25 protein-coding genes and 4 tRNA genes are annotated in these 23,055 nt (G+C 68.3%); 15 read left to right on the top strand and 14 right to left on the bottom strand.

Translation table 11 applies throughout. The annotated features are described in order from the left end of the window. Window positions 1-83: 83 nt before the first annotated feature. From ACFOYY_RS22845 to ACFOYY_RS22860, 4 genes are all read right to left on the bottom strand, one after another. Window positions 84-157: transfer RNA gene (locus ACFOYY_RS22845), tRNA-Phe, on the bottom strand. A gap of 28 nt (window positions 158-185) precedes the next feature. Beyond that, window positions 186-260: transfer RNA gene (locus ACFOYY_RS22850), tRNA-Asp, on the bottom strand. A gap of 108 nt (window positions 261-368) precedes the next feature. Further along, a tRNA-Glu gene (locus tag ACFOYY_RS22855) sits at window positions 369-441 on the bottom strand. A gap of 92 nt (window positions 442-533) precedes the next feature. Then, on the bottom strand, window positions 534-2,054 hold the full coding sequence (locus tag ACFOYY_RS22860; protein ID WP_386191778.1) for a metallophosphoesterase family protein: 1,521 nt from the start codon (window positions 2,052-2,054) through the stop codon (window positions 534-536). Between the two features lie 34 nt (window positions 2,055-2,088). Here ACFOYY_RS22860 and ACFOYY_RS22865 point away from each other — a divergent pair, with 34 nt between their 5' ends. Next, the gene (locus tag ACFOYY_RS22865; protein ID WP_386191984.1) at window positions 2,089-2,439 is read left to right on the top strand and encodes a metallopeptidase family protein; all 351 of its coding nucleotides are present in this window, start codon (window positions 2,089-2,091) and stop codon (window positions 2,437-2,439) included. Between the two features lie 159 nt (window positions 2,440-2,598). After that, window positions 2,599-3,894, top strand: a complete 1,296-nt coding sequence (locus ACFOYY_RS22870) for an MFS transporter (RefSeq protein WP_386191781.1) — start codon at window positions 2,599-2,601, stop codon at window positions 3,892-3,894. Window position 3,895: 1 nt separating this feature from the next. On the opposite strand, the gene ACFOYY_RS22875 is transcribed toward ACFOYY_RS22870, so the two are convergent. Further along, window positions 3,896-4,366 carry a PspC domain-containing protein gene (locus ACFOYY_RS22875; protein WP_352015302.1) on the bottom strand — a complete coding sequence of 157 codons (471 nt, stop codon included), beginning with the start codon at window positions 4,364-4,366 and terminating at the stop codon, window positions 3,896-3,898. 120 nt (window positions 4,367-4,486) lie between these two features. Between ACFOYY_RS22875 and ACFOYY_RS22880 the strand changes: the two genes are divergently transcribed. Next, window positions 4,487-5,644 carry an acyl-CoA dehydrogenase family protein gene (locus tag ACFOYY_RS22880; protein ID WP_386191784.1) on the top strand — a complete coding sequence of 386 codons (1,158 nt, stop codon included), beginning with the start codon at window positions 4,487-4,489 and terminating at the stop codon, window positions 5,642-5,644. Here the strand turns inward: ACFOYY_RS22880 and ACFOYY_RS22885 are convergent. Further along, window positions 5,635-6,276 (bottom strand): 3'-5' exonuclease, encoded by a 642-nt coding sequence (locus tag ACFOYY_RS22885; protein WP_352015304.1) that lies wholly within the window; start codon window positions 6,274-6,276, stop codon window positions 5,635-5,637. The two genes, ACFOYY_RS22880 and ACFOYY_RS22885, sit on opposite strands and share 10 nt — an antisense overlap. 116 nt (window positions 6,277-6,392) lie before the next feature. On the opposite strand from ACFOYY_RS22885, the gene ACFOYY_RS22890 reads away from it, so the two are divergent. Then, window positions 6,393-6,465, top strand: a tRNA-Lys gene (locus ACFOYY_RS22890). A gap of 859 nt (window positions 6,466-7,324) precedes the next feature. Here ACFOYY_RS22890 and ACFOYY_RS22895 read toward each other — a convergent pair. After that, on the bottom strand, window positions 7,325-7,486 hold the full coding sequence (locus ACFOYY_RS22895) for a hypothetical protein (RefSeq protein ID WP_386191787.1): 162 nt from the start codon (window positions 7,484-7,486) through the stop codon (window positions 7,325-7,327). Window positions 7,487-7,760: 274 nt separating this feature from the next. Between ACFOYY_RS22895 and ACFOYY_RS22900 the strand changes: the two genes are divergently transcribed. Both ACFOYY_RS22900 and ACFOYY_RS22905 read left to right on the top strand, forming a co-directional pair. Then, window positions 7,761-8,384 (top strand): DUF6000 family protein, encoded by a 624-nt coding sequence (locus tag ACFOYY_RS22900; RefSeq protein ID WP_386191790.1) that lies wholly within the window; start codon window positions 7,761-7,763, stop codon window positions 8,382-8,384. A gap of 121 nt (window positions 8,385-8,505) precedes the next feature. Then, the gene (locus tag ACFOYY_RS22905) at window positions 8,506-8,955 is read left to right on the top strand and encodes a hypothetical protein (RefSeq protein WP_386191793.1); all 450 of its coding nucleotides are present in this window, start codon (window positions 8,506-8,508) and stop codon (window positions 8,953-8,955) included. A gap of 110 nt (window positions 8,956-9,065) precedes the next feature. Here ACFOYY_RS22905 and ACFOYY_RS22910 read toward each other — a convergent pair whose 3' ends face one another. The 3 genes from ACFOYY_RS22910 to ACFOYY_RS22920 all read right to left on the bottom strand — a co-directional run bounded on the left by ACFOYY_RS22910 (window position 9,066) and on the right by ACFOYY_RS22920 (window position 11,814). Next, entirely contained in the window at window positions 9,066-9,848 is a 783-nt protein-coding gene (locus tag ACFOYY_RS22910) for a DUF6461 domain-containing protein (RefSeq protein ID WP_352016001.1), read from the bottom strand. A 499-nt stretch (window positions 9,849-10,347) separates the two neighbouring features. After that, window positions 10,348-10,665, bottom strand: coding sequence for a hypothetical protein (locus ACFOYY_RS22915; protein WP_386191797.1), 318 nt, complete (start codon window positions 10,663-10,665; stop codon window positions 10,348-10,350). Window positions 10,666-11,163: 498 nt separating this feature from the next. Then, window positions 11,164-11,814, bottom strand: a complete 651-nt coding sequence (locus ACFOYY_RS22920; protein ID WP_362778278.1) for an SRPBCC family protein — start codon at window positions 11,812-11,814, stop codon at window positions 11,164-11,166. A gap of 338 nt (window positions 11,815-12,152) precedes the next feature. Here ACFOYY_RS22920 and ACFOYY_RS22925 point away from each other — a divergent pair, with 338 nt between their 5' ends. Beyond that, on the top strand, window positions 12,153-12,905 hold the full coding sequence (locus tag ACFOYY_RS22925) for a hypothetical protein (RefSeq protein ID WP_386191800.1): 753 nt from the start codon (window positions 12,153-12,155) through the stop codon (window positions 12,903-12,905). A gap of 266 nt (window positions 12,906-13,171) precedes the next feature. Then, window positions 13,172-13,621, top strand: a complete 450-nt coding sequence (locus tag ACFOYY_RS22930) for a hypothetical protein (RefSeq protein ID WP_352015996.1) — start codon at window positions 13,172-13,174, stop codon at window positions 13,619-13,621. 105 nt (window positions 13,622-13,726) lie between these two features. On the opposite strand, the gene ACFOYY_RS22935 is transcribed toward ACFOYY_RS22930, so the two are convergent. Together ACFOYY_RS22935 and ACFOYY_RS22940 are read right to left on the bottom strand one after the other, a co-directional pair. Continuing rightward, window positions 13,727-14,527, bottom strand: a complete 801-nt coding sequence (locus ACFOYY_RS22935) for a glycoside hydrolase family 16 protein (protein ID WP_386191803.1) — start codon at window positions 14,525-14,527, stop codon at window positions 13,727-13,729. Window positions 14,528-14,559: 32 nt separating this feature from the next. Beyond that, window positions 14,560-15,330: an SDR family NAD(P)-dependent oxidoreductase gene (locus ACFOYY_RS22940; protein ID WP_352015995.1), complete on the bottom strand. Its 771-nt coding sequence runs from the start codon at window positions 15,328-15,330 to the stop codon at window positions 14,560-14,562. Window positions 15,331-15,430: 100 nt separating this feature from the next. On the opposite strand from ACFOYY_RS22940, the gene ACFOYY_RS22945 reads away from it, so the two are divergent. The 5 genes from ACFOYY_RS22945 to ACFOYY_RS22965 all read left to right on the top strand — a co-directional run bounded on the left by ACFOYY_RS22945 (window position 15,431) and on the right by ACFOYY_RS22965 (window position 19,225). Beyond that, window positions 15,431-16,027, top strand: a complete 597-nt coding sequence (locus ACFOYY_RS22945; protein WP_362778285.1) for a CGNR zinc finger domain-containing protein — start codon at window positions 15,431-15,433, stop codon at window positions 16,025-16,027. Window positions 16,028-16,422: 395 nt separating this feature from the next. After that, a complete protein-coding gene (locus ACFOYY_RS22950) occupies window positions 16,423-17,211 on the top strand; it encodes a hypothetical protein (RefSeq protein WP_362778288.1) in 789 nt (262 codons plus the stop codon). Between the two features lie 15 nt (window positions 17,212-17,226). Continuing rightward, a complete protein-coding gene (locus ACFOYY_RS22955) occupies window positions 17,227-18,102 on the top strand; it encodes a DUF3037 domain-containing protein (RefSeq protein WP_386191809.1) in 876 nt (291 codons plus the stop codon). 60 nt (window positions 18,103-18,162) lie between these two features. Next, entirely contained in the window at window positions 18,163-18,369 is a 207-nt protein-coding gene (locus ACFOYY_RS22960; protein WP_386191812.1) for a hypothetical protein, read from the top strand. Between the two features lie 157 nt (window positions 18,370-18,526). Then, a complete protein-coding gene (locus ACFOYY_RS22965; protein ID WP_362778296.1) occupies window positions 18,527-19,225 on the top strand; it encodes a hypothetical protein in 699 nt (232 codons plus the stop codon). On the opposite strand, the gene ACFOYY_RS22970 is transcribed toward ACFOYY_RS22965, so the two are convergent. Together ACFOYY_RS22970 and ACFOYY_RS22975 are read right to left on the bottom strand one after the other, a co-directional pair. After that, on the bottom strand, window positions 19,174-20,376 hold the full coding sequence (locus ACFOYY_RS22970) for a sensor histidine kinase (protein WP_386191815.1): 1,203 nt from the start codon (window positions 20,374-20,376) through the stop codon (window positions 19,174-19,176). The two genes, ACFOYY_RS22965 and ACFOYY_RS22970, sit on opposite strands and share 52 nt — an antisense overlap. Beyond that, window positions 20,370-21,053: a response regulator gene (locus ACFOYY_RS22975; protein ID WP_386191818.1), complete on the bottom strand. Its 684-nt coding sequence runs from the start codon at window positions 21,051-21,053 to the stop codon at window positions 20,370-20,372. Before ACFOYY_RS22975 ends, ACFOYY_RS22970 begins: the two co-directional genes overlap by 7 nt. 235 nt (window positions 21,054-21,288) lie before the next feature. On the opposite strand from ACFOYY_RS22975, the gene ACFOYY_RS22980 reads away from it, so the two are divergent. Next, complete coding sequence (locus ACFOYY_RS22980; protein ID WP_386191821.1) at window positions 21,289-22,401, top strand: sensor histidine kinase; 1,113 nt, start codon at window positions 21,289-21,291, stop codon at window positions 22,399-22,401. Further along, a complete protein-coding gene (locus ACFOYY_RS22985; protein ID WP_352015987.1) occupies window positions 22,398-23,054 on the top strand; it encodes a response regulator transcription factor in 657 nt (218 codons plus the stop codon). Before ACFOYY_RS22980 ends, ACFOYY_RS22985 begins: the two co-directional genes overlap by 4 nt. Window position 23,055: the final 1 nt, after the last annotated feature.

The following is a 23,055-nucleotide window of genomic DNA, read 5'->3' on the forward strand; positions in this document are numbered from 1 at the left end:
ACGGAGGCCGCCGACTTACTGCCGCCGAGATCAAAAAAGCCCCGAACGATTTCGTTCGGGGCTTCCCTACTGCTCAGCTGCTGTGGTCAGGGGCAGGGTCGAACTGCCGACCTTCCGCTTTTCAGGCGGACGCTCGTACCAACTGAGCTACCTGACCTCGGTGGTGGATCGAACACCTACCAGAGCGGTCCTGACGGGACTTGAACCCGCGACCTCCACCTTGACAGGGTGGCGAGCACTCCAAACTGCTCTACAGGACCTTGCTTTTGTCGGAAGTTTTCGCTTCCGTCTTTCTTGCCTTGCTTAGCTTACCAGTTCTTCGGAGGTCTTCGACCTGCCGTTTCCCCGGTGAGCTTTCGCTCAGCAGGTGCCCCCAACGGGATTCGAACCCGTGTCGCCGCCTTGAAAGGGCGGTGTCCTAGGCCACTAGACGATGGGGGCTCGGAACTGGCGTCCCGCTCCGTTGCCGTCTTCCGCTGGAGACCTCTGAAGCATAGGGGACTTTTGACCCCGATGCCAAAGCGGCGTTCCGGCTAAGGCGGCGTGGCGCCGACGGTCGCCCCCGTTGGAGACGGGGAAACAGTCGGCCCAGGAGAAATTGTACGGCCAGGGGCGCTCTCGACGTGACGCTCGATCTGGACGGATTGCTCTCCCAGCCCTCCCAGGGTGATGTCGTCCCAGGCCCGCAGGCGGTGCGACTTGCGATCGAAGTACAGCACCGAGGCCGCGACGGGGGTCGGTTCGTCGTGTTCCAGGGCCCGTAGACCCGCCCCGCCCGTGGAGCCCTGGACGAGCAGCCGGGTACCGGAGGGCAGCAGTTCGGTCGATCTCTCGTGGGAGTGTCCCGCGAGAATCATGGGCGTCCGGCCGGAGAACTGCCTGGCGATCGTCGGGTCGTGCACGGCGACGAGGTCGACGGGCTTGCTCTCCAGGGCGAGCCTGGCGGCGTGCTCACGCCCGGTGGCCGCAAGCGCCTCCAGGTCCGAGTCGACGGAAACGGACTTGTCCGGGGTGAACCGGGGGTCGCCGAGCCCGTAGATGCGCAGCCCGGCCACGGTCTTGACCTTGTCGTCGAGGACGACGGCGCCCTTCTGCTTCGCGACCGCCTTCTGGGTCGAACCGGAGTCGTGGTTACCCCTGACGAACACGTACGGCAGGCCGAGCCGGCCGATCTCCTCGGCGAACTTGTCCTCGGGGCCCGTCCCGTGGTCGGTCAGGTCGCCGGTGTCCACGACCGCGTCGATCTTGAACTGCTCGGTGAGCGAGCGGATGACGTTCCAGGCGATCGGATTGAGGTGGATGTCCGAGACGTGGAGGATCCTGATCGAGGCGGGGTCGGAGTCGTACAGCGGCAGGGCCGAGACCGTGTCGTAGAGCTGGGAGACGTTGTTGACCAGCTTGGCGAGCTGGGTCCGGTACGACTCGAACCGCGTCACGATCGACTCGGCGTCACCGACCAGCGAGGGCGCCCCGGCGAGCAGGCCGGTGTACTTCGGCTCGACCACCGCCCTCGGGTGAAAGGTCAGCGCGACGGCCGCGCCCGTACCCGCGATGGCGACCGTGGCGCTCAGCAGGCCCGCCAGCGCGGGACCCGGCCTGCGGAAGACGATCAGCGAGCCGAGCAGGCCGCCCGCGAGGCCGCACACCAGAGCCCTGACAACCAGGGTTCTGACCCCCTCACGTAGCTCCTTCTCCATCATGCTGGGCAGGTGGGAGGACATCCGCGGGTTGTCCAGGATCATGGCGACCCTGCTGGTGTTGATGTTCTCCAGGGTGACGCGCAGGCCGACCGGCGCGTCGTGGGTGTCGAACAGCAGCGTGCCGAACGGATGCGCGTCGAGGACGGTCTCCCCCGTCCAGGACGGCTCCGCCGTCATACCGAGTTCCACGGGGCCGACATTGGCGCGTACGGGGCCACCGAGCATGATGCCGAGCCAGGCCGAGGCGATGGACACCGCGACGACCGCCACGCCGCGCGTGACGCGCCCCACGGCGAGGCTGCGAAGCCCTCCCTGGGTCCGCTTTGTGAGGCTTCTGAGCTTGCTGAGATCCATCCGCTCCGCCCTCTACCCGGAAACCGGGGGCACAATGGCGGGTGTGATCGAAGTCTCGCGAGAAAGGTTCGAGGAGCTCGTGGCCGAGGCTCTGGACACGATTCCTCCCGAACTGACGAGAGTGATGAACAACGTGGTCGTGGTGGTTGTGGACGATCCGCCCGAACCCGATCTTCTTGGGCTGTACACCGGGATTCCACTCACCGAACGCGGGGACTGGTACGCAGGAGTACTACCCGACCGCATTGAGATCTACCGTAACTCCATACTTTCTATATGTAAGTCCGAAAGTGACGTGGTGAACGAGGTCCGCATCACCGTGCTCCATGAGGTGGGCCATCACTTCGGTATCGACGACGACAGGCTGCACGACCTCGGCTGGTGATCGAAACGACACAACCTCCCATGCGGGGAAATATCATGATATTTCGCCACGCTATGCATGGGCTTCGTCGCTTTCGGTTGCGCAACGGCGCTTCAACGGGCACCGTAGGTTACATACTGACCACCCACAGTCAATGTGCTTGCAGCCCAGCGGAGTCATATGGCGGCCACCCGGCCCGGTCGGCTACCCGGGCGGCACCGCCGCCCCACCGAAGCCCAAGTGACATATGGCGAGATAATCGCCATCGGAGAGTTTCGCGCGCTCTGGATGGCCCAGGGGCTTTCCCTCCTGGGTGACCAGCTCTCCCGAGTCGCGTTGTCCGTGCTGGTCTTCCAGCGCACGGAGTCGCCTCTGGCGACGGCTTCGGTCTATGCCCTGACCTACCTTCCCCCGATCATCGGCGGGCCGCTGCTCTCGGCACTCGCCGACCGGCACGCCCGGCGACACATCATGATCGTATGCGACCTGCTCAGAGCACTCCTGGTCGCGCTCATGGCGATCCCCGGCACACCGTTCGCGGCGCTGTGCGCCCTGGTCTTCTGCGTGGTGCTGCTCAGCGCCCCGTTCTCCGCCGCCAGGGCCGCGCTGTTACCCGAGATCCTTGAGGGCGACCGCTACGTCGTGGGTTCCGCCCTGCAGAACATGACCAACCAGGGGGCCCAGATGCTGGGCTTCGCCCTCGGCGGCGCCCTGATCATGGGTATGGGACCGTACCGGGCGCTGGCTCTGGACGCGGCGACCTATCTGGCCTCGGCGTTGATCCTGGTCTCCGGCATACGGCGCCGCCCCGCGCCCGTCCGCGACGACACGGCCTCGCCCTCGATGTGGACCATGACCCGTGCGGGCACCCGACTCGTCTTCGGTGACGGACGACTGCGTACGCTCGTCATGTTCGCCTGGTTGTGTGGCTTCTACGTGCTTCCTGAGGGGATCGCCACCCCCTACGCCGCGACGCTGACCGACGATCCGGAACGGATCTCCTTCGTCGCGGGCCTGCTGATGGCCGCGATGCCCACCGGGACGGTCGTCGGCGCCTTCCTCTTCGGCCGATACGTCACCCCGTCGAGCCGGCTGCGCCTGATGGGCTGGCTGGCGATGCTGACCTGCGCGCCGCTGATCGCCTGTGCCGTACGGCCGCCGCTGGTCGTGGTGCTGGTCCTGTGGTTCCTGTCGGGGGTCGGCGGGGCCTACCAGCTCGCGGCGAACGCCGCGTTCGTGCAGTGTGTCCCCGCCGAACGGCGGGCCCTGGCCTTCGGGCTCGTGCACTCGGGCCTGCTCGCGTCACAGGGCGTCGGCATCCTGGTGGGCGGCGCCGCCGCCGACAGACTCGGCCCTGAGGTCGTGGTGGCACTGGCCGGCGCGGCCGGTCTCCTTCTGGCGGCCGCGCTGGCCGTGCTCTGGGTCCGATCCCGCCAGGAGATCATCGAGATGGCTCGCACGGAGACGTCCGCCTGACTCACGCCTGAGGGGCGGGGCCGCCGTTGTCTCGCTGGGCCGTACCGGGGGTGGGGTAGGGAGCGACCGGGTCCTGGTGGGTGGGGTACTGCGGGGCCTGCTGGTAGGGGGCCTGCTGGTGCGGAGCCTGGTAGGAGCCGTTGTGACCGGCGTTCCTGCTCCAGTTCTCGGCCTTCGCCCACCCCTGCTCGGCCTTGGCCTTGGCGTCCAGCCACACCGGGTTGTCCTTGTTCTTGGCGACCAGGTCCTGCAGGATCGAGGAGTCCTTGCCCTCCTCGGGCAGCAGCAGCCAGCCGACCGCGTAGATCCCGACGCCGAGACCACCGAAGAAGGAGGCGACGGCCAGGGCCGCGCGGATGATGTTGGGGTCGACTCCGACGTAGTGTCCGAGCCCGGAGGCCACACCCGCGATGACGCGCCCGTTCCTGGTCCTGCGGAGCTTCTTGACGCTTGAGAACTCGTTTTCGTTCATGTCTTCAGAATGCCCCTGAAGGGACATCGCTCACATCGGGATTCCCCCTGGGAGGACCCTGACATCCTTCCTGAGACGCCATCAATACCCTGACAGGGGCCGACGAGAGAGGAACACCTCATGGACGATCTCCTGCGCGTCGACGACGCATTCTCCGAGGAACAGCGGCTCATCCGTGACACCACCGGTGAGTTCGTCGCGGACAAGGTGCTCCCCCACGTGGGCGAGTGGTTCGAGGAGGCGGTCTTCCCCGCCCGCGAACTGGCACCGCTCCTCGGCTCGCTCGGCCTGCTCGGCATGCACCTGGACGGGTACGGCTGCGCGGGCCTGGACGCCGTCTCCTACGGCGTCGCCTGCCGGGAGCTTGAGGCGGGAGACTCGGGGCTGCGCTCGTTCGTCTCCGTGCAGGGCTCGCTGGCCATGTTCCCCATCTGGAAGTACGGCTCCGCGGAGCAGAAGGAGGAGTGGCTGTCCAGGATGGCCTCCGGCGAGGCGATCGGCTGCTTCGGCCTCACCGAGCCCGACCACGGCTCCGACCCCGCCGGGATGCGCACCCATGCCAAGCAGGACCCTTCGGGCGACTGGGTCCTCAACGGCTCCAAGATGTGGATCACCAACGGCTCCGTCGCCGACGTCGCGGTGGTCTGGGCCCAGACGGAGGACGGCGTCCGCGGCTTCGTCGTCCCCACCGGCACTCCCGGGTTCTCCGCCCCTGAGATCCACAGGAAGATGTCCCTGAGGGCCTCGGTGACCTCCTCCCTGTATCTCGACGACGTCCGTCTTCCCGCGTCAGCCGTACTGCCCGGGGTGCGGGGGTTGAAGGGGCCGCTTTCGTGCCTGTCGGAGGCGCGTTTCGGCATCCTGTGGGGCGTCGTGGGAGCGGCCCGCGCCTGCCTGGAGGCCGCCGTCGACTACTCGAAGACCCGTGTCCAGTTCGGCAAGCCCATCGGGGCCTTCCAGATGACCCAGGAGAAGCTCGCCTGGATGTACGTCGGTCTCGGCCAGGCTCAGCTCACCGCGCTCCACCTGGGCCGGCTGAAGGACGCGGGCACCCTCACCCCCCGGCAGGTCAGCTTCGGCAAGCTCGCCAATGTCCGCGCCGCGCTGGACATCGCCCGTCAGGCTCGCTCGATCCTGGGCGGCAACGGCATCACGCTGGAGTATCCCGTGATCAGGCACATGAACAACCTGGAGAGCGTGCTGACCTACGAGGGCACCCAGGAGATCCACACCCTCGTCCTGGGCGAGGCCCTGACCGGGATTCCCGCCTACCGCTGACCTTGGAGTCGTCGGCCGAGTGCGGGGCGTTGCGGCCTGCCGCTGGGGCGCCAGAGGGGAGTCCGTGCGGCCCTGGCCAGTTTCTCCTGCCAGGAGACGCCCTGGCGCATGTAGAAGCGGAGCAGCTCGGCGGTGGCCCTGGCGTCGGCCAGCGCGGCGTGGGCGCCGGAGAGCGGTATGCCCGCCCGTTCACAGCAGGCGGCCAGGGTCCACTTCCCCTCGGAGAGGAAGTCCGGGGCGAGTTTCTGCGTGCACAGGGTCTCGGTCAGCCAGTGACTTTCCGGCAGAACCCGGAGGAACCGGAGGTCGAAGGAGGTGTTGTGAGCCACCAGGACACGCCCGGCGACCCGCTGCCAGACGTCGTCGAGCACCTCCTCGATCACCGGCGCCCGCGCGACCATCGCCTCGGTGATCCCGTGCACGTGCACGGCCCCGGTCGTCCTGCGTGGGTTGACCAGCGAGTGCCACTCGTCGAGGACCTCGCCCTCGGTGCTCAGGGAGACGAGGGCGATCTCACAGATCTGGTCGCCCTTCGCCGGGGAAAACCCCGTGGTCTCCACGTCGACCACGACATACCCTTGCCGGGAGGACACGCGGACCCCTCCGGCGGACTCAAGCCCCGAGCTCGTCATGAGTGCCACTGTATGATCCATCTACCCCCGTCCACACACGGTTCGTCCAACCACCGCCCCTTCCGGGCCTGGCAACGGACGTTGGTGGACACTATCCTCGGTACGCTGTCTCAAGCGGGGCGTTAGCTCAATGGTTAGAGCTGCGGACTTTTAATCCGTAGGTTCTGGGTTCGAGTCCCAGGCGCCCTACTCTTCAACCCCTTGCCCAGCAGGGGGTTCTTCTTTTTCCCGGCCCCCGTGGAATCCGTAGGGGCGATCGCACGCCTGGGGGAGACCACGGGTGCCGGACGTCTCCCCACGATGACCTTCCGCGGCACCGGGGCGGCGGACGGTGCCGTGCGCCACGCCGTGTTCCTGCCGGCTTTCGGTCGTGGCCGTGTACCAGAAGTACAGTTCAGAGACGATCTGGCTGATTCTCGTGGTGTCCGTTCCTGCTGCGGTCGCGGCCACAGTGGGGTTCGTGCGGGAGAGACGGGAAAGGCGACGGCGCCCCGAACGGGCAGCGGAGGATCCCGGTGAGGTTTTGCGGCGTCGCGTCGAGGCCGTCAACGCGACGTTCACCGTTGTCCGCTTCTGGCCAGGGAGCGGGACCGCTCTCCCGGGTTACCTTCGAGGCGCTCCCCGAACGGTCTCGCCAGCCTCCTCCGTGGAAGGGCACCCCCATGTCCTTGATCAAGCGCCTCGCTGTCACTGCTGCCGCCGTGGTTCTCGCTTCCCCGTTGGCGGCGATCCCGGCCGCCGCCTCCGCCAGCTCCAATTTCGTTTGCGCTCAGGGGAGGTGGGAGAGCGGGGAGCCGCTTTTCCACTTCTTGTGGCTGATCGGAGAGGACTGTACTGGGACCGCGGACCCGGCGCCCGGTCCCAACGTGATCACTGTCACCTCCTGGAACGCGACCTATAGCTGCGCGAAATTGCGCACACTTGACGGGAAGCGCGTTTTCGCCGACGCAAAGAAATGCGTCCAGGTGTAGCGGCTGCGTGACTTCATGACGGCGCCCCTGCCCAGGAGGACAGGGGCGCCGTGGCGTGCCGGGTGCCGGGCTCATCGTCAGCGGGGGCGGAAGCGCAGACCCTGGCGGTGGCCGGTCACGGTTCCGGCGTGGTGGCCCAGCCGGTAGGCGATGAGCGACACCGGTTCGGTCACGACCGCACACAGCCGGGCGTCGTCGCCTTCGGTGCTGTCCCACACCTGTCGGACGGCGATCAGCATGCCTCCGCTCTGGAGGACTCGATGCGGGCCGGGCGGACGACCGTGTAGCCCTCTCCAACAGCGTGGCGAGGGGTGTGCATGCCAACCTGGTTTCCGTACTCGGTGCAGAGCCGACCCGCGCCGAAGGGGAGTCGATCGCGAGGACGCCAGCCATCGAAAAAGAAGCACCCCGTTGGCGCTCCCGGAAATGAGTTCCGTCGGCCGGCTCCCGTCACCGGCCACGAGGACTCCCGAGTGATCATCGGGCTCTTGCCTCGCACGCCAGGATGTGTCCATGACTGATCCGACAGACGACCTGACGGTCGAGGTCATTGAGCGCTACGCGGTCGCCGCGCCGGAGCATGAGACCGCCCGTTACCTTGATCTTCTGCATGGCAACTTCGTCGACCTGGCCGACCAGGAGCGAACCAGGTTCCTCCGCTCGTTGGGCCACGACGCTCGGCAGATCACCGACGCCGACCTTGAACGCATGCTTCGACGGGGAGAGTTCTCCGGTTGGCGGGAGCGGCTCGCCGCGGCGTGGCTCATCGGCCTCGACCGGCGTACCCGGTTCCGTGAAATCCTGGCCGACCTCCTCCTGGAAAGCGGCCTCGTCTACGCCGGTCAGGGGTACAGCTTCGCCATCACCCGATTCGGGCGACCGGAGGACGCCGGCGTTCTCACCGCCTACCTGGAGAGGTACCTGCCGCAGCGCGACTGCCATTACGACCAGGACTGGGTCCTCGGCGGCCTCCTCCACCTCGACGAGACGCTGGGCACGGACCACGCCCCGGGATTCCTCACTCCCGACGGCCTCTGGAGCAGCTCCTCGTTCTCACGCCAGGACCCGGCCGACTGCCACCGCCGGATCGCCGGACTTCTCCGTTTCGCCGACCAGGCGATGGAAGCCGGCGCCTGAGACCGCCACGGCCCGACTCGGTCAGATCCTGGCGCACTGTTGTGTCCATGCGCTTCGCGCCGAGCGTCAAGACCGACGGGGAATCCATGTCCCTCATCCGTGATGACAGACCCAGGCCATCATGTGGGCCGACGAAGCCCTGGACTACGGCATGGAACCGGGCGACCGGCGCGTCATCTCCTGTGTCCTCATGCGCAAAAGCGCCATCGCCGGCAAGTTCGGCGACCACGGTCCCGGCCTGACCAATGCCAAGGCCGCCCGATGGCTCTGTTCCCCACCAGGGAGGGCTCGCAACAGCCGCATGATCTCTATGCTGCGGTACAGCGCAGCGATCAGAGGAGGGCCGGGGATGTCCGAGCGAAGCACCTGGACCATGCACCACTTCTCCCAGGCCAACCCGGAGGGGCCAGAGCAAGGAGATGTGCCCGCGCTCCTTCGTAGGGTCGCAGATTCCATCGAGGAACTGGGCGATGTCGAAGTCCACGACGTGATCATGCACAACGAGATCACCGAGGACGGCGACTGGCCAAGCCTCACCGTGTACTTCGACTACCGGACCGATGGTGCCTGACCTGGAGTTCGGCTCTGATCGGATCCACCGGCCACCTCCATCCCTACCGCTGACGCCCTTGGCTCATGAAGATCGGAACATGGGCGGAACGGTCTCGACACCGCCAGGGGTCAGAGAGTGGCGCCGAGGATGGGGCGGTGAAGGTGGTGGGGGTTGATCGTGACGCCGGTGATGCGGCCGGCGAGGGCCAGGGCCGCCGGGATGGGGTTGTCGACGCTGTCCTCGGCGGTCGGATCGATGCCCAGTTCGCGGAGGTGGTGGTTGAGCCGGTCGGGGTCCGTACCCCACCTGTCGATGGGAAATCCCGGGTTGATGTCGGTGATGAGCCGGCCGTCGACGGCATAGGCGACATGGTGCCGGGCGTAGTCATGCCGATGCACCGTCACGGCCTCTCCGCCGTCGTGTGACAGGGCGCCCAGAGTCTCTCGTCGTGCGCCGCGCCAGCCGCAGTCCTCGACCGCGACGGTCCAGTCCCCGATTCGCCTCACGGTGACGATCTGAGGTCCCTCTGGACAGGAGTGGTCCCCGTCTTCGATCAGCCGGATGTCCTCGTCCGCGGCGCCGAGTCGGCGCAGCACCTCGTGTTCGTCGAGCCCACGGACGAAGACGATCGTGTAGACGTCCCCGAGCCGGCTGTTCCCCTCCCACGCGTAGTCCTCCGGCGACGGGCCGGGGGTTCTCGCGGTGGCGTGGACCATCTCGAACGTTCTCGCCTGCTCGACGACCTCGGGATGGGCGGTGAGGAAGGCGTCGATGATCTCCTGTGCGACCCGGCCACGCCAGCTGACGGTGTAACCCTTCGCCTTCGCCCATGTGCGCATGCGGAGGGAGGTCTCGCGGGAGAGCCCCACGCGGTGGGTGACGCGGAGGGGCGTGAAGTCGGCATCGGACATGATCAGAAACTACCGACGGGGTTGATGTCCTGCCTTGCCGTCCAGGCATCGTGCTTCTCGCTGCGGGCCATGGTGACGAAGCGCACTCTGGCGGAAAACGTGAGTTGACGAGGTCTTCGGCCGCGACACCCCATCCCAAGATCCGGAACATACACGGAGCTTTCATCTCGCTTCACAAAGTTGAGGCGAGATGATCCTTTGACGAGTTGACCTGCGCGAAGCGGGCGGCAGCGCGGGACGCGCCAGGCCTTCGACTGCGTGTTCACCCGCTCGCCGGGGTCACGAAGCCTGGCGTGGGTGGAGCTGGAGCCCTTCTGCGAGACGGGCCTGTTCCCGTCCTTGTACGACCGGCACCGAGGCGGCCCTTGTCGGCGAGCGTGATCAGACCGGTGGTCTTCAGGCGGTGCGGGGTGTGGACCCACGCCACACGGAAGGCACTGTGGACGGCCCCGCCCAGGGCTGAGGTCCTCCGCGTGGGAGGGCGGGCGGGGCGCTCTTACTAGTCCTTCTTCAGGATGTTCACGCCGGTGATCTGCCTGCTGAAGGGGATGTACGCGATGGACGTGCCGCCGACGGGCGCCCACTCGCCGTGCCACTCTCCGTACTCGGGCATCTGCGGGTTGGGATGCTTCCAGCCCACACCGATCATGTGGTAGCCGGTGCCGCTCGCGCAGTAGCTGGTGTACGCGGGCGGATCATAGAGGCGGCCGATAACGCAGTCGGAGGGTTCGGCCTGTGCCGGTGTCGCCCCGGTGATGACCGTGGCGGCACCCAGTGCCATCGCGAGCAGGGCTGTGGATAATCGGCGGATTCTCATGGGTGGCTCCTTACGACTGGGAAGGAGGACACCTCAAGGTGACCATCGATCGGCGTCGGCGGGGAGCTTGCATTTCTTCATATTTCGGCTGCATGGTCCCGCTTCGGCGCCCGCTGGATCGGACCCGAATCAGCTGCTCGCCTGGCCGGTTGTCACGCCGCTGCGGCTTTCACCGCCTGGTGCGTCTGCTCGACGGTCCGGGCTTTGAGGGGGATCGGAGCCGGTCTCCGATGAGTGTGAGCACCTACGGCCATAAGCTCCTGGAAACCGCCCCTGGCGACGTCCGCCGAGGTTGGCCGTGCGGGAAGCGAGCGAGTGTCCATATTGGGGCCATCCGGTCCCCCACCGGGCAAGGCGTTCAGGCTCCCCGCGCCGGGCTGCGGGGACGACCTCGGGCGGGGGCCGAAGCGTGGACGACGCCGGTCCTCACCCGTCCGTGCGTCACGAAGGAGGCATCGGTGGCCACGAGGTGAACCAGCGGGGCCGGCTGTTGTCCGGTCAGTTGTGGGAGCCGGATTCCGCGGCGGTCTTGAGATCGTTGAGCCAGGCTTCCAGGCCCATGTCCGAGGTGGGGTCGGCTTGGGGGCCGGTGTGGCTTTCCTCGGTGCGGACGAGGACGCCGCCGGGGACCTTGACGAAGTTCCAGACGTGGATGCCGTCGATGTGGAAACCGGCGCCGTCGGCGGGTCCGGTCCAGCGGATGCATCTGCCGTACTGGAGTTGCCGGACGGTGGAGGTGATGACCACCGTGGAGGGCGGGGACGGGGGGTTGGGGGGCAGGTGAACGGTCGCCTGGAACCGTGAGCGCTCGCGCAGTGGACCCGGGTCGAGACGCTTTGTGGTCATGGGCGCGACGGGCTTCTGCCAGGAGGGCCAGTCTTCCACGTCGGTCTGCAGATCCCAGATCGTGCGGAGCGGCGCCTGGATGAGGATTTCGGTCCGGTAGCGGGCCTTGGCGGCCGGGTCGACACCTCTGCCTTGGCAGGTCAGCGAGGCCGGGCCGGTGCCGTGATCGTGGGTGACGGCCTGGACGGGCACGGCGGTGGCGCCGAGGACACCGGCGACGGTCAGCGGAACCGCGAGCAGGGCGGCGCGCGTGCCGCTCCGGCGGCGAGGGGTTCGCGAGGTGGCCGAGCGAGTGCGGAACATCCTTCTCCTCTGTTCGTCGACCGGACCGACCAGTCGAGCTATCAGCACTAGCGACCGTTAGACCATATAACGAGCGACAGTGAGCAGCAATAGGAAAAGTTAGAGCCAATAACTGTCGTGAACTTGATTTCCAGACCGCGTCCATGGTGGCCGTGTCGCGAAAAGGGGGCCGGACCGGCGGGAGCCCTGTCCCAGGGGCCGGGCCGCGTACGGGGTGCCGGCCGAGGCGGCTTCGAGGGGGTTGTGAGGGGTAGGCACGGATCAGAGAGGCCGCGGAAGGCCGCTGTCACACCGATCGTGACCGGCGCGCGGTCAGGTGACGGAAGGTGGCGGGACGCGTGAAGGACCGGGTTGTCCGCGCCGTCGGCGCTGGGTTGGCGGCCGTCTCCGAGAAGGCGGCGCGACTGCGACACGGGAGGCCGCTGCACCCTGACGGGCTCGTTCTCCACGCCGCCCTGCGTCTGCGGGGCGTGTCTCCACAGATGGGCGCCGCCTTCCTGGACGAGCCCATGACCCTGACCGGGGTGGCTCGCCTGTCTCGCGCGGCCGGTCTGCCGCCGCCGCTGCCGGACATCCTCGGCCTCGCCGTCCGCTGGTCCGCGGCCGGGCTGCCGGGTGACACGGGCGAGGGTGTCTGCGACCTGCTGCTGGCCACCACGGGACACACCGTCCTCGGCCGGCGTGCGTTGCGGCCCACGAGGCGGTGGGCGCCGGGCATGTACGGCTCGCTGCTGTCGTTCGCCCTCGACGGCCGGAACCGGAAGGTGTTACTCGGCGCCGTCGCGCGGTCGTCATGGGCCTCGTGGGCCGACCTTGACGAGCTCGCACTGGCGGTTGAGCGTGAACCGCTGGTGCTGGACCTGGTGGTGGCCCATCCGTTGACGCCTTGGCGGCGCTTCGGCCTGCTGGAACTGACCGGCCCGCCGCTACCGGACTCCGCGGCGCCGATGCGGTTCGACCCGGCCCGGCATCCGATTCCCGGCCTGCCTCCTGCGGGTGTGATGCAGCGGGTACGCGGACCGGTGTACGCCGCCGCCCAGCGCGTACCGCAGGCGGGGGTGCGGGACCGTGACCGGGTCACTCCCGGCTGACCGGCCGGGCCGGGTTCGAGACCCCCGCCGCAGTCGCGACCATGCGCCTTTGCCGTGCGTCTCCGCTGTGCCGAACGTGCGCACCAGCGAACTCCAACCCGGGCGCAAGCACGGGGCGACATGGTGCTCTCATGCGGAAACCTCGTTCGCGTGGCCAGTACCGGCGTTCCGGCCGACCGACACCCGGTAGGCGGCTGTCGTCACGGCGTTCGAAGTACGGCAAGCGCGACTCTCTGGGTTCTCATCTCTGGACGGCGTGCATCGCCGTGTCCGCGACCCTCATGGTCGGGTATCTGGGGTACCAGGCGGTGACGAGTCTGATGAACGCCGTGTTGTCGGCCGGTCTGGTCGGGGAGCCCGGAACGCTGCTGGTCACCGAGTGTCGCTCGGGCAGCGGCCGCAGGAGCCTGCGGGCCTGTACGGGGGTCTTCACCTACGCCTCCACCGGTGACCGTGTGATGGTCAAGGCCTTCTCGTGGGCCGAGAGCAGCGCGGTCTATCCCGCCCAGATCAACGCCGGTGGGGACCGGGCCAGCCTTCGGGGCGTGCTGGGGGTGGCGGCGTCGTTGCCGTTCTTCTGGTTCCTGCTGGCCCTGTGTAGTGGCGGGCTCTGGATCTGGTACCTGGACGAGCTGGTGGGGCGGGTGGCGGGCCGGGTCTGCCTGGTGGCGGCGGCCGGGTTCCTGGTCGGCCTCTTCGCGGTGGCCGCCAGCTGAGCGGCCGTGCCGGTCATCGGCCGGCCGTGCCGGCCGATGACCGGTGCTCCGTCCGGTCGCCCTCACGACCGGCGGGCGAGCGGCCGAGTCGATGCGCCGGCCGTCTCACCCGGCCGCGGGCCGGTAGCCGCGGACGTAGTCGACCGTGAACTCCCGTGGATACGGCCGTGCCGGCTCCGGGCCCGTACGGGGGAACTCGTAGATGCCGAGCATGAGCTGCATCGGGTAGCGCGGCGACTGGGGCACGGTCCTGACGCGTTCCCCGTCGATGAGGAAGGTCACCCGGCCGGGTGTCCACTCGGCCGCGTACACGTGGAAGTCACGGACGTCGATGGGTACGGACTCCACGGTGAAATCGTCGGTGATGTCCGGGTCGCCGAAGGGGTGCAGCCCCATGCCGATCCGTGCGCCGTCCGGCCGGACGTCCCTGCCGAAGATCTCACAGACGCAGATCTCGGCCGAACGTTCCGGCTCGTCCTCGTAGCCGATCATCCACAGCGCGACCATGGCACGGGGGTCGTCGGTCGCCTTGGCCCGCATCTCGACGAGGCCGTACCGGGGGGTGTAGAGCCTGACGTCGGCCTGCGCCTCGCGGACGACCATGCCGGGCCCGCGGCCGTGCTGCCCGACGCCGCTGCCCACGGGTCCGGCGAAGAGACCGGTCTGCAGGGAGGAGACACGGAGTTCCCCCTCGGCCTCGGGGCACCACGGCGGCTGGTCCTCCTCGATCAGGAGCCGCAGCAGGCCGCCGCCGACTCGGTACCGGGCGAGGGACGCCGTACCGGTGGTCCACTGGGGCAGGTAACGGGGCACCCATCGGTTCTCGTCGAGGCGATCGCCGTCGAAGACGTCCTCGAACTCCAACTCGTAACCGTTCTTGGTGACCGGATCGGGCGTGCCCTCCACGTGTCTCTCCTTTCGAGGGAACAGGACGGGGTTCAGCGGACGGTCCAGCCGCCGTCCACGACGAGCGTGTGCCCGGTGACCAGCGAAGCGGCCGGCGAGGCGAGGAACAGCACCGCCCCGGCGACCTCCATGGGCTCTCCGATGCGGTGCAGGGCCGCGATGCGCTCGATCACGTCGGCTTCGAACTCCGGGTCGGCCAGTGCCGCGGCCGTCCCGGGAGTACGGACGAAGGTCGGGGCGACGTTGTTGACCGTGATCCCGTACGGGCCCCACTCCACCGCGAGACAACGGGTGAGGTGGGCGACGGCGGCCTTGGTCATGCAGTACACGGACTCTCCGGGCAGGGCCACCTCGCCGGCCTGCGACCCCAGGTTGACGATCCGCCCGTATCCCTGGCGGATCATGACCCGGCCCGCGGCCTGGCTGGTGAGGAAGACGCCCTTGAGGTTGATCGCGACCGTCCGGTCGAAGTCGGTCTCGGTGACGTCCTCGGCCGGGTTGCCCGGCGCCACACCCGCGTTGTTGACCAGGATGTCGATCCGGCCGAACCGGTCCGTCACGGCCTCCACGGCTCCGGCGATCTGGCCGGGGTCGGCCAGGTCCATCTGCAGGGGCAGCGCCGTACGGCCCAGCGCCCGGATCTCGGCGGCCAGGCCGGAGTCCGCGCCGACGTCGCGCAGTCCCAGGGCGACGTCGGCCCCGGCGTTGGCCAGTGCCAGCGCGATCGCCCGGCCGAGGCCACGCGCCGCACCGGTGACGAGGGCGACCCGCCCGGCCACGCCGAAGTCGGGAAACGATGTCATGGAGCCTCCTGTCGACGGCGGAAGCCCGCACGTTCGTCATTACCGTAATGGTTTAGCTCATGACATTACACCGCTGCCGACGAGCCCGTAGGCTGCCCCTGTGTCCACCGTTGTGCCCGCCGCACCCGCCGCGACGACGGGCGGCAGCCCACTGACGCCCTCCCCTGCCGCCGAGCTGGTGCTGGCCTTCGTCAACACCCGGGCGCTGCGCGGTGAGCGGGAGCGCCTGGCGGACACCGAGTCCTTCCGCGACTGGCTGGCCGCCGCCGGGCTGGCGGACTCCGGCGTCCGCGTCACCGCGACCGACCTGGCCGCGGCACGCGAACTGCGCGAGGCCCTGATCGGCGTCCTGCTCTCACACGCCGGCGCCCCGGTCCGCGACGAGGACGTCGACCGCCTGCGGCGCTTCGGGGAGCTGTATCCGGTCCGTCCCGTCGTCGGCGTCCTCGACGCCGCGCTGTGCCCGGTCGCCGGAGGTACGGCGGGCGCCTTCGCCCGGGTGCTCGCGTCCGCCGCCGAACTGGCCCTGCGCGGGACGTGGAGCCGGGTGAAGGCGTGCCGCAACCCGCCCTGCGAACTCGGCTACTACGACCGCTCCCGCAACCAGGCCGCGGTTTACTGCGACGCCCGCACCTGCGGCGCCCAGATGGCGACACGGGCGTACCGGGCCAGAGCCAGGGCGAACTCCGGTCCGTAGGTTCGGAGGCCGGATCCAGGCATTTCCTTGGTCAGACATCGGTCCCCTGCCGGACCCACCCGGAAACGATCACATTGGCGTTCTCACAGCAATCAGACGTGTCCCCAACCGTCCGTTTCCGCGCCGCATACAGGTCCATCAACGTCCCCGACAACCAAACGTCCCGCAGGCGGTGATCTCCGGGATCCGCGCCACCGGCATCCACTCGGCCGGCCCTGCCCCCAGTTCACCCATAACCCGACCTCACGCGTGAGGAGGCAGGTTGCGCTCGGGGACGACCAGGATGGTTCCTCTCATGTTGGCGGATCTCCCGGATATTTCCCGCTGCCCGTACGAAGACACATGTGATCCTCTATGGTTCTGCCGGTCGGGCAGGACGGCAGGCAGGAGGGCCAATGGCCGACTTGAGCGAGTGGTCGAGCCTGGTCACAGGCCGCCACGACGATTTCGACTCCCTCACCGTACGCGCCTTGACAGGTGGTGCGATGGGCCAGTCGTTCGCCAGCCCGTTTCCCGTGATCGGCAGTGACAACCGCAGGTATTTCGTGAAGGCGCTGGAAGGCTGTCCTGAACACGCTCGCGGATCTCTAGCCGTGGAATACGTCGTCGCCCAGGTGGGACGACTCATCGGGGCTCCTGTCTGTGACAGCGGCCTGATCCGCATCCCGGATGATCTCGCGGGTTGGCCGATGCCGTTCGGCAAGCTCCAGCCAGGGATCGCTCACGCCTGTCTCGCACTGGACCGTGCCATCGAGACTCGGCCACAGCTGACCAGCCGGACTCAGGATGACAACCGTAGACGTCAGGTCGGTGTCTACGCCCTTTACGACTGGTGTTTCGGGTCAGACCCTCAGTGGCTGCACGATCTGAGCAACGACCGCTCGATCTACAGCCACGACCACGGTCTCTATCTGCCTCCCAACGACGGGACTGTCCGTCGTACATACCTGGAGCTCAGCGTCGATGAGCCAAATGAGTTGCCGGACCCCCCGAGTGGACTCGACCCTGGTGCGATCGACGAAGTGTCGGCCGCGCTTGAGAGAATAGGTCGCGATGCTCTCGTCAAGGTTGTGCGTGGCGTGCCAGCATCGTGGCCGGTGAGCGACGACGATCTGGAAGCACTCGGCTGGTTCCTGGAACGCCGGGCGCCCACCACAGCCGCCAGGTTGCGAGCATTGATCTGAAGGGAGGTCGGTCCAATGAGTCGTTACGTTTACTCGATTGTCCGCTGTCTCCCGGACCCACGCACAGGTGAGTTCGTCAACGTCGGAGCGGTCGCCGGCGATCCGGTGACAGGCGACTGGACGATCAGGCAGATCAGCAACCTGGACCGTGCGCGGAAGTTCGCCGGTACTGCGGCGCTGGAAACCGCGATCAGTCAACTGATCCATCTGGACGAGGAGATCGACAGAAGTCGCACGGCTCTACTGGAGGATCACGGCGAGCCCCTGGGCGAGGAATGGCTGCTCAAGCTTCACCGCGATCACCGCAATGTGGTGCAGTTCAGCGAACCAGCGCCCCTGCTGGCTCACAGCGCCGAAGAGGCGTTGGCGTTCGTCTTCGAGCACCTCATCATCGACCCCGTGTCCGCGTCGAAACACCCCTCGGTCACTAAGCGTGATCTACATCGCGATCTCCGAGAGGCGTTCCGGGCCGCTTTGATCTCAGAGGAGTACATCCGGGCAAAGGTCCAGATCCACGTCGGAGCGCGAGTTCACACCCCGGTTGACTTCGCCATCGCGAACGGTCGAGTGGTCCAGCTCACGCAAACCTGGTCGTTCCGGCTTGCGCAGGTTGAAGATGTTCCTCTCCAGGTGAAGGCGTGGGGTTATGCCCTGGAGCGACTTCGCCGAGGCGAGGATGCCAGAGTCATCGACTCGCTGGGCCGGACCAGCACCATCTCACCGGACGTGGATCTGCAGGTTGTGATCGCGCCACCGGAGACACGTAAGCAGACAGAGGCCTTCGAGGAGTCCCAGCAGGTTTTCGACACGCTCTATGCGCATGTCCACTCCCTCGACGAAGTCCAGGCCGTCACCTCCCGGGCCGCAGAACTGGCACAGGCCCTCCACTAAGTGGTCCGCGCCGCCGCCTTCCCGGGTCGCGGTAGGAGGCGTTTGGGTACCGTGCGCGGTATGACCGCCGGTCGGCGCCCGCCTCTGGTGGAGGTGTTCCCCGATCTCTTCGTTGACATCATCACTCTGCTATGCGCCGCGGACGAGGACGGCCCTCTGGCGGACATGGTCGGAGACCTGCTGTTCCTACGGCATGTGCACCTGTCGTACCGGCACCCGCGAGGTCGAGCGCGTTTCCTGGACCCCATGTGGACGGCCGTGAGCTGAGCCGAACGCCCGTCGTGTGGAGGTGGGCGTGGGTACGGCTCCGCTTGGGCGAGGAGTGCCGGTCGGTCCTCAGAAGGACGACGCCCGGTGGTTTCCGCGCCTACCTTCCCAACCTGACCGCCCTGTTCGTCGCGGTCTTCATGGAAGGGGAAGGTCAATGTCGGTGCTCGCGGATCCCCGCGCCTTTCGCAGAACGGTGGCCGGGCTCAGCCTGGTCGTCGCGCCGCTGCTCTATGTGGTGGCCGTCGTCGCCGACCCGGCGCTCAGACAGGGCGGCGACACCGTCGGCGTCTACGGCCGATATCCGGAGCAGGTCTCGGTCAGCGCCTCGCTGCTCCACTGGAGCTGGGTTCTGCTGCTCCCGGGCATCGTCGGGATGGTCCACCTGATCCGGGGGCGTGGCGTCGTCTTCGGGCACATCGCCGGAGGGCTCGCGTTCTTCGGCGTCGTGAACTTCTCGGGGCTGATGCTCGGCGACTTCTTCTACTCGTATCTCGAAAGGGCTCTGCCCGCCGCGCAGGGCGCCGCGCTCGCGGACCAGGCGATCACCGATCCCGGGGCCCGGTACGCGTTCCAGATCCCGGGGTTCGTCGGGCTCGTCGGCCTGCTCCTGCTCGGGCTGGCCCTGGCCTACGCCCGGCGCGGGCCGTGGTGGGCTCCCTTCGCGATGCTGGCCGGCATCCTGACGGGGCCGATCTTCCCGTTCGGCACGATCGCGGGCGGGGCGCTCTACATCGCCGGTGCCGGAGTCATCGGGCTCAGGATGCTGCGCATGAGCGACGAGGAGTGGTCGGGAGAGCCGGTTCAGCCGACCCCCACCGGGTCGCCGAGCGGGAACCTCGCGAACACCCGGTAGTGCCCGCCCGGGATGGGGCCGACGGACAGTTCGCCACCGTGCATCTCGATCCGTTCCCGCATTCCGATCAGGCCGTGTCCGCCCTCTGGCGGACGGCGGGCCGTGTCGCCGACGGCGGGGTCCGCCCCGTCGTTGATCACGAGGATGCTCAGCTCGGCGGGGCCGTACGCGATGGTGATGTCGACGTTGGAAGCGCGCGCGTGTTTCAGCACGTTCGTCAGCGCCTCCTGGATCAGGCGGTACGCGGACAGGTCCAACCCCGACGACAGGGGCGTCGGGGTTCCGATGATCCGCGGCTCGATCCGCGGCCCCGCCTCCCGGACCTGGGCGATCAGCTCGTCCAGACGGTCCAGGCCGGGCTGGGGGGCGGGGACGTCGCCGTCACCCAGGGACCGCAGCATCCCCAGCATGAGCGTGAGCTCGGCGACGGCCTCCCGGCCCGCCTGTTCGACACCGAGCAGCAGGGTGCGTTCGCGTTCCCTTTCCCGGTCGTCGCCGAGCATCCTGCGTACCCCGCCCACGTGCAGGGTCATCAGGCTCACGTTGTGGGAGACGATGTCGTGCAGTTCGCGGGCGATCCGCGCGCGTTCCTCCGCCACCGCCCAGCGGGCCCGCTCCTCACGTTCCATCTCCAGGCGGGTGGTGTGCTGGGCCAGCCGTGCCGTCCGGTCCATCTGCCTGCGCAGCAGGATGCCGCTGGTGTACGCCACCCCCACGAAGATCGCGCTGATCAGGACCTCCGGGATGTCCACCAGTCTCAGGGTCTGCAGGTGGCCGTAGGCGATCAACAGGCAGAACAGCCCGGCGATCCCCCGGCGGCTGCGCAGCTCGGCGGCGCTCGCCACGCTGTGCAGCAGGATCAGGGTCGAGTAGAAGTGCCACGCGGCGTAGTACTCCGGGTTCGTCGTCCTCTGCATGGCGAAGCCGAGCACGGTCAGCATCAGGAGAGCCGTCATCGGAAACGCGCGCCGGAAGAGCAGCAGCACCCCGGAGACGATCGCCCCCGCCGCCATCGTCATCGGGTTCTCGATCTGGCCGTATCCGGCCCCCTGACGGCCGTAGGACTCCACCAGCCCGGCCACGGTCACGGCGAGGGAGAGCAGCAGGTCGGGCCAGGTGGGACGTCGGCCGTTGAGCAGTCGCGTCAGCACGACCCGTCCCTCACGTCGTCCCGCCCCCTGCCTGGCCGTACGACTCCGGCCTCGTAGGCGAACACGACCGCGTGGATGCGGTCGCGCAGGCTGAGCTTGCGCAGGATGTGCCCGACGTGGGTTCGTACGGTCACCTCGCCGATGCGCAGGTCCCGCGCTATCTCGGGGTTGGACATCCCGTCCGCGAGCAGCCGCAGCACCTCCAGCTCACGTGGGGTGAGCGTGGCCAGCTCGGGCGCCGGGATCGGCTGGGGCTGGGTCGCGAACGAGTCGATCACCCGCGGGGTGACCGCGGGGTCGATGACCGCGCCTCCGGCCGCCGCCACACGCACGGCCTCGATGAGCTGCTCGGCCGGTGAGCTCTTGAGGAGGAAGCCGTGGACCCGCGCGCGCAGTGAGGCGTGCAGGTTGTCGTCGGTGTTGAAGGTGGTCAACATGATGATCTTGGGTGGTTCCGGATCCTCAAGGAGTTGCCTGGCGGCGCTCAGCCCGTCCAGTCCCGGCATGGCGATGTCCATCAGCAGGACGTCCGGCCGCAGCTGACGGGCCACGGTGAGAACCTGACGGCCGTCGGCCGCCTCCCCCACGACCTCGATGCCCGGCGCCGTCTCGATGACGAGCCGCAGCCCGGTGCGGATCATCGCCTGGTCGTCCGCGATGACCAACCTGATCGCCACTGGATTCTCCGGTCTTTCAGCAGGACAACAGGGTAGAAGGTACGGGAGGCCGGGGCGGTGCGCCTCCTCCACGTGGTGGACCCCGCCTCCACCACGTGCACGACCCGGTCCCCGCCGGAGCTCCGCACGCTTTCGGCGCCTACCAATCCGGTGAGCGAAATGTCTCGTACTTTGGGCTGATTATGGGGGGTGCGGGCTCTCGTACCATGACTTCGTGCGCGGCCTTATTCGCTCCGTGTGGCATGAACCCCGTTCCCCCGACGCGCCACGACGGGTGTGGCGAGACTGGGTGCTCGTGGGGGTGTTGCTGCCGGTCGCGCTGCTCGAAGGAGTGGTACGGCCGGACATGCCCTCGCGGGTCGTCTCGGTCGGCCTCGCGGCCGGGCTGGTGCCCACCCTGTTGTGGCGCCGCACCCGGCCGTTGCCGATGGTCGTGCTCGCGTTCGGCCTGTCGGGTGTGGCCCAGGTGCTGACGGGCGGGGTCTCCCCCGAGTCGAACACCATGGTCTATCTGCTCCTCCTGCCCTACGCGCTGTTCCGGTGGGGGTCCGGGCGGGAGGCGATCGTCGGGTTGGCGGTCATCCTCGTCAAGACCGCGTTCTCGGTGGTCGTGGACTACCGAGGTCCCGCCGACGCGGCCGCCGCGTTCGCCGTCGTGTTCTCGGTGGTCGCCGTGGGAGCCGCGTTCCGGTACCGGACGAGGGCGCGGACGCGGGAACTCGACCAGGTCAAACTGCTCGAACGCGAACAACTGGCCCGGGATCTGCACGACACCGTCGCCCATCACGTCTCGGCGATGGCGATCCGGGCGCAGGCGGGACTGGCGATGGCGGCCTCCCGGCCGGACGCCGCAACCGAGGCGTTGCGGGTGATCGAGGCCGAGGCGGCCCAGGCGCTCACCGAGATGCGCGCCATGGTCCACGTCCTGCGCAGGAACACACCCGCCGACCTGGAGCCGGGGCGCGGTATCGCCGACCTCTCCCAGCTGGAGGGTCCGGGGCGGTCCGGGCCGTCCGTCCGGGTGGAGGTCGAGGGGGACACCGCCGGTCTTCCCCCTTCCGTCGAGGCCGCGATCTACCGTCTCTCCCAGGAGTCGGTCACCAACGCCCGGCGGCACGCGCGGCACGCCACCCGGGTCCTGGTCCGGATCAGTGCGGGCGACACGTCGGTCCGTCTGCACGTGAGCGACGACGGCGATCCCGTCCGCCCCGCGGGGACACCCGGTTACGGGATCACCGGCATGATCGAACGGGCCGACCTCCTCGGGGGGACCTGTGTGGCGGGCCCCAATCCCGACCGGGGGTGGAGCGTCACCGCCGTACTGCCGCGCACCGGGGTGACCGGGTGAGCGTCCGGGTGCTGGTCGCCGACGACCAGGAGATCGTCCGTACCGGGCTGGCGATGATCCTCAACGCGCAGCCGGGGATCGAGGTGGTCGGCGAGGCCCCGGACGGGCGGCGGGCGGTCGACCTCGCCCGGCGGATCCGGCCTGACGTGTGCCTTCTCGACATCCGGATGCCCGTGCTCAACGGCATCGAGGCCACCCGGATGCTCGCCGGGCCCGCCGTGGAGGACCCGATCCCCGTCGTGGTCATCACCACCTTCGACCTCGACGAGTACGTCTACGCGGCGCTGCGCGCGGGGGCCAGGGGGTTCCTGCTGAAGAACGCCGGCGCCGAACTGCTCTCCCAGGCCGTGCACACCGCGGCGGCCGGTGACGCCCTCATCGCTCCGAGCGTCACCGCCCGTCTGCTCACCGCCTTCGCGCACGCCGGGCCCGCCGCGCCGCCCGCCCGTCCCGTCGAGGCGCTCACCGAGCGTGAGGAGCAGATAATCGTCACGGTGGCCCGGGGACGTACCAACAACGAGATCGCCGACGAGCTTCACATCTCGCTCAGCACCGTCAAGACCCACATCGCCAGCCTGATGGCCAAGCTCGGCGCCAGGAACCGGGTGGAGATCGCCATCTGGGCGTACGAGACCCACCGGGTCAGGCTCTGAA

Origin of the sequence: Streptosporangium jomthongense (assembly GCF_042650425.1) — a bacterium.
Lineage (GTDB): Bacteria > Actinomycetota > Actinomycetes > Streptosporangiales > Streptosporangiaceae > Streptosporangium.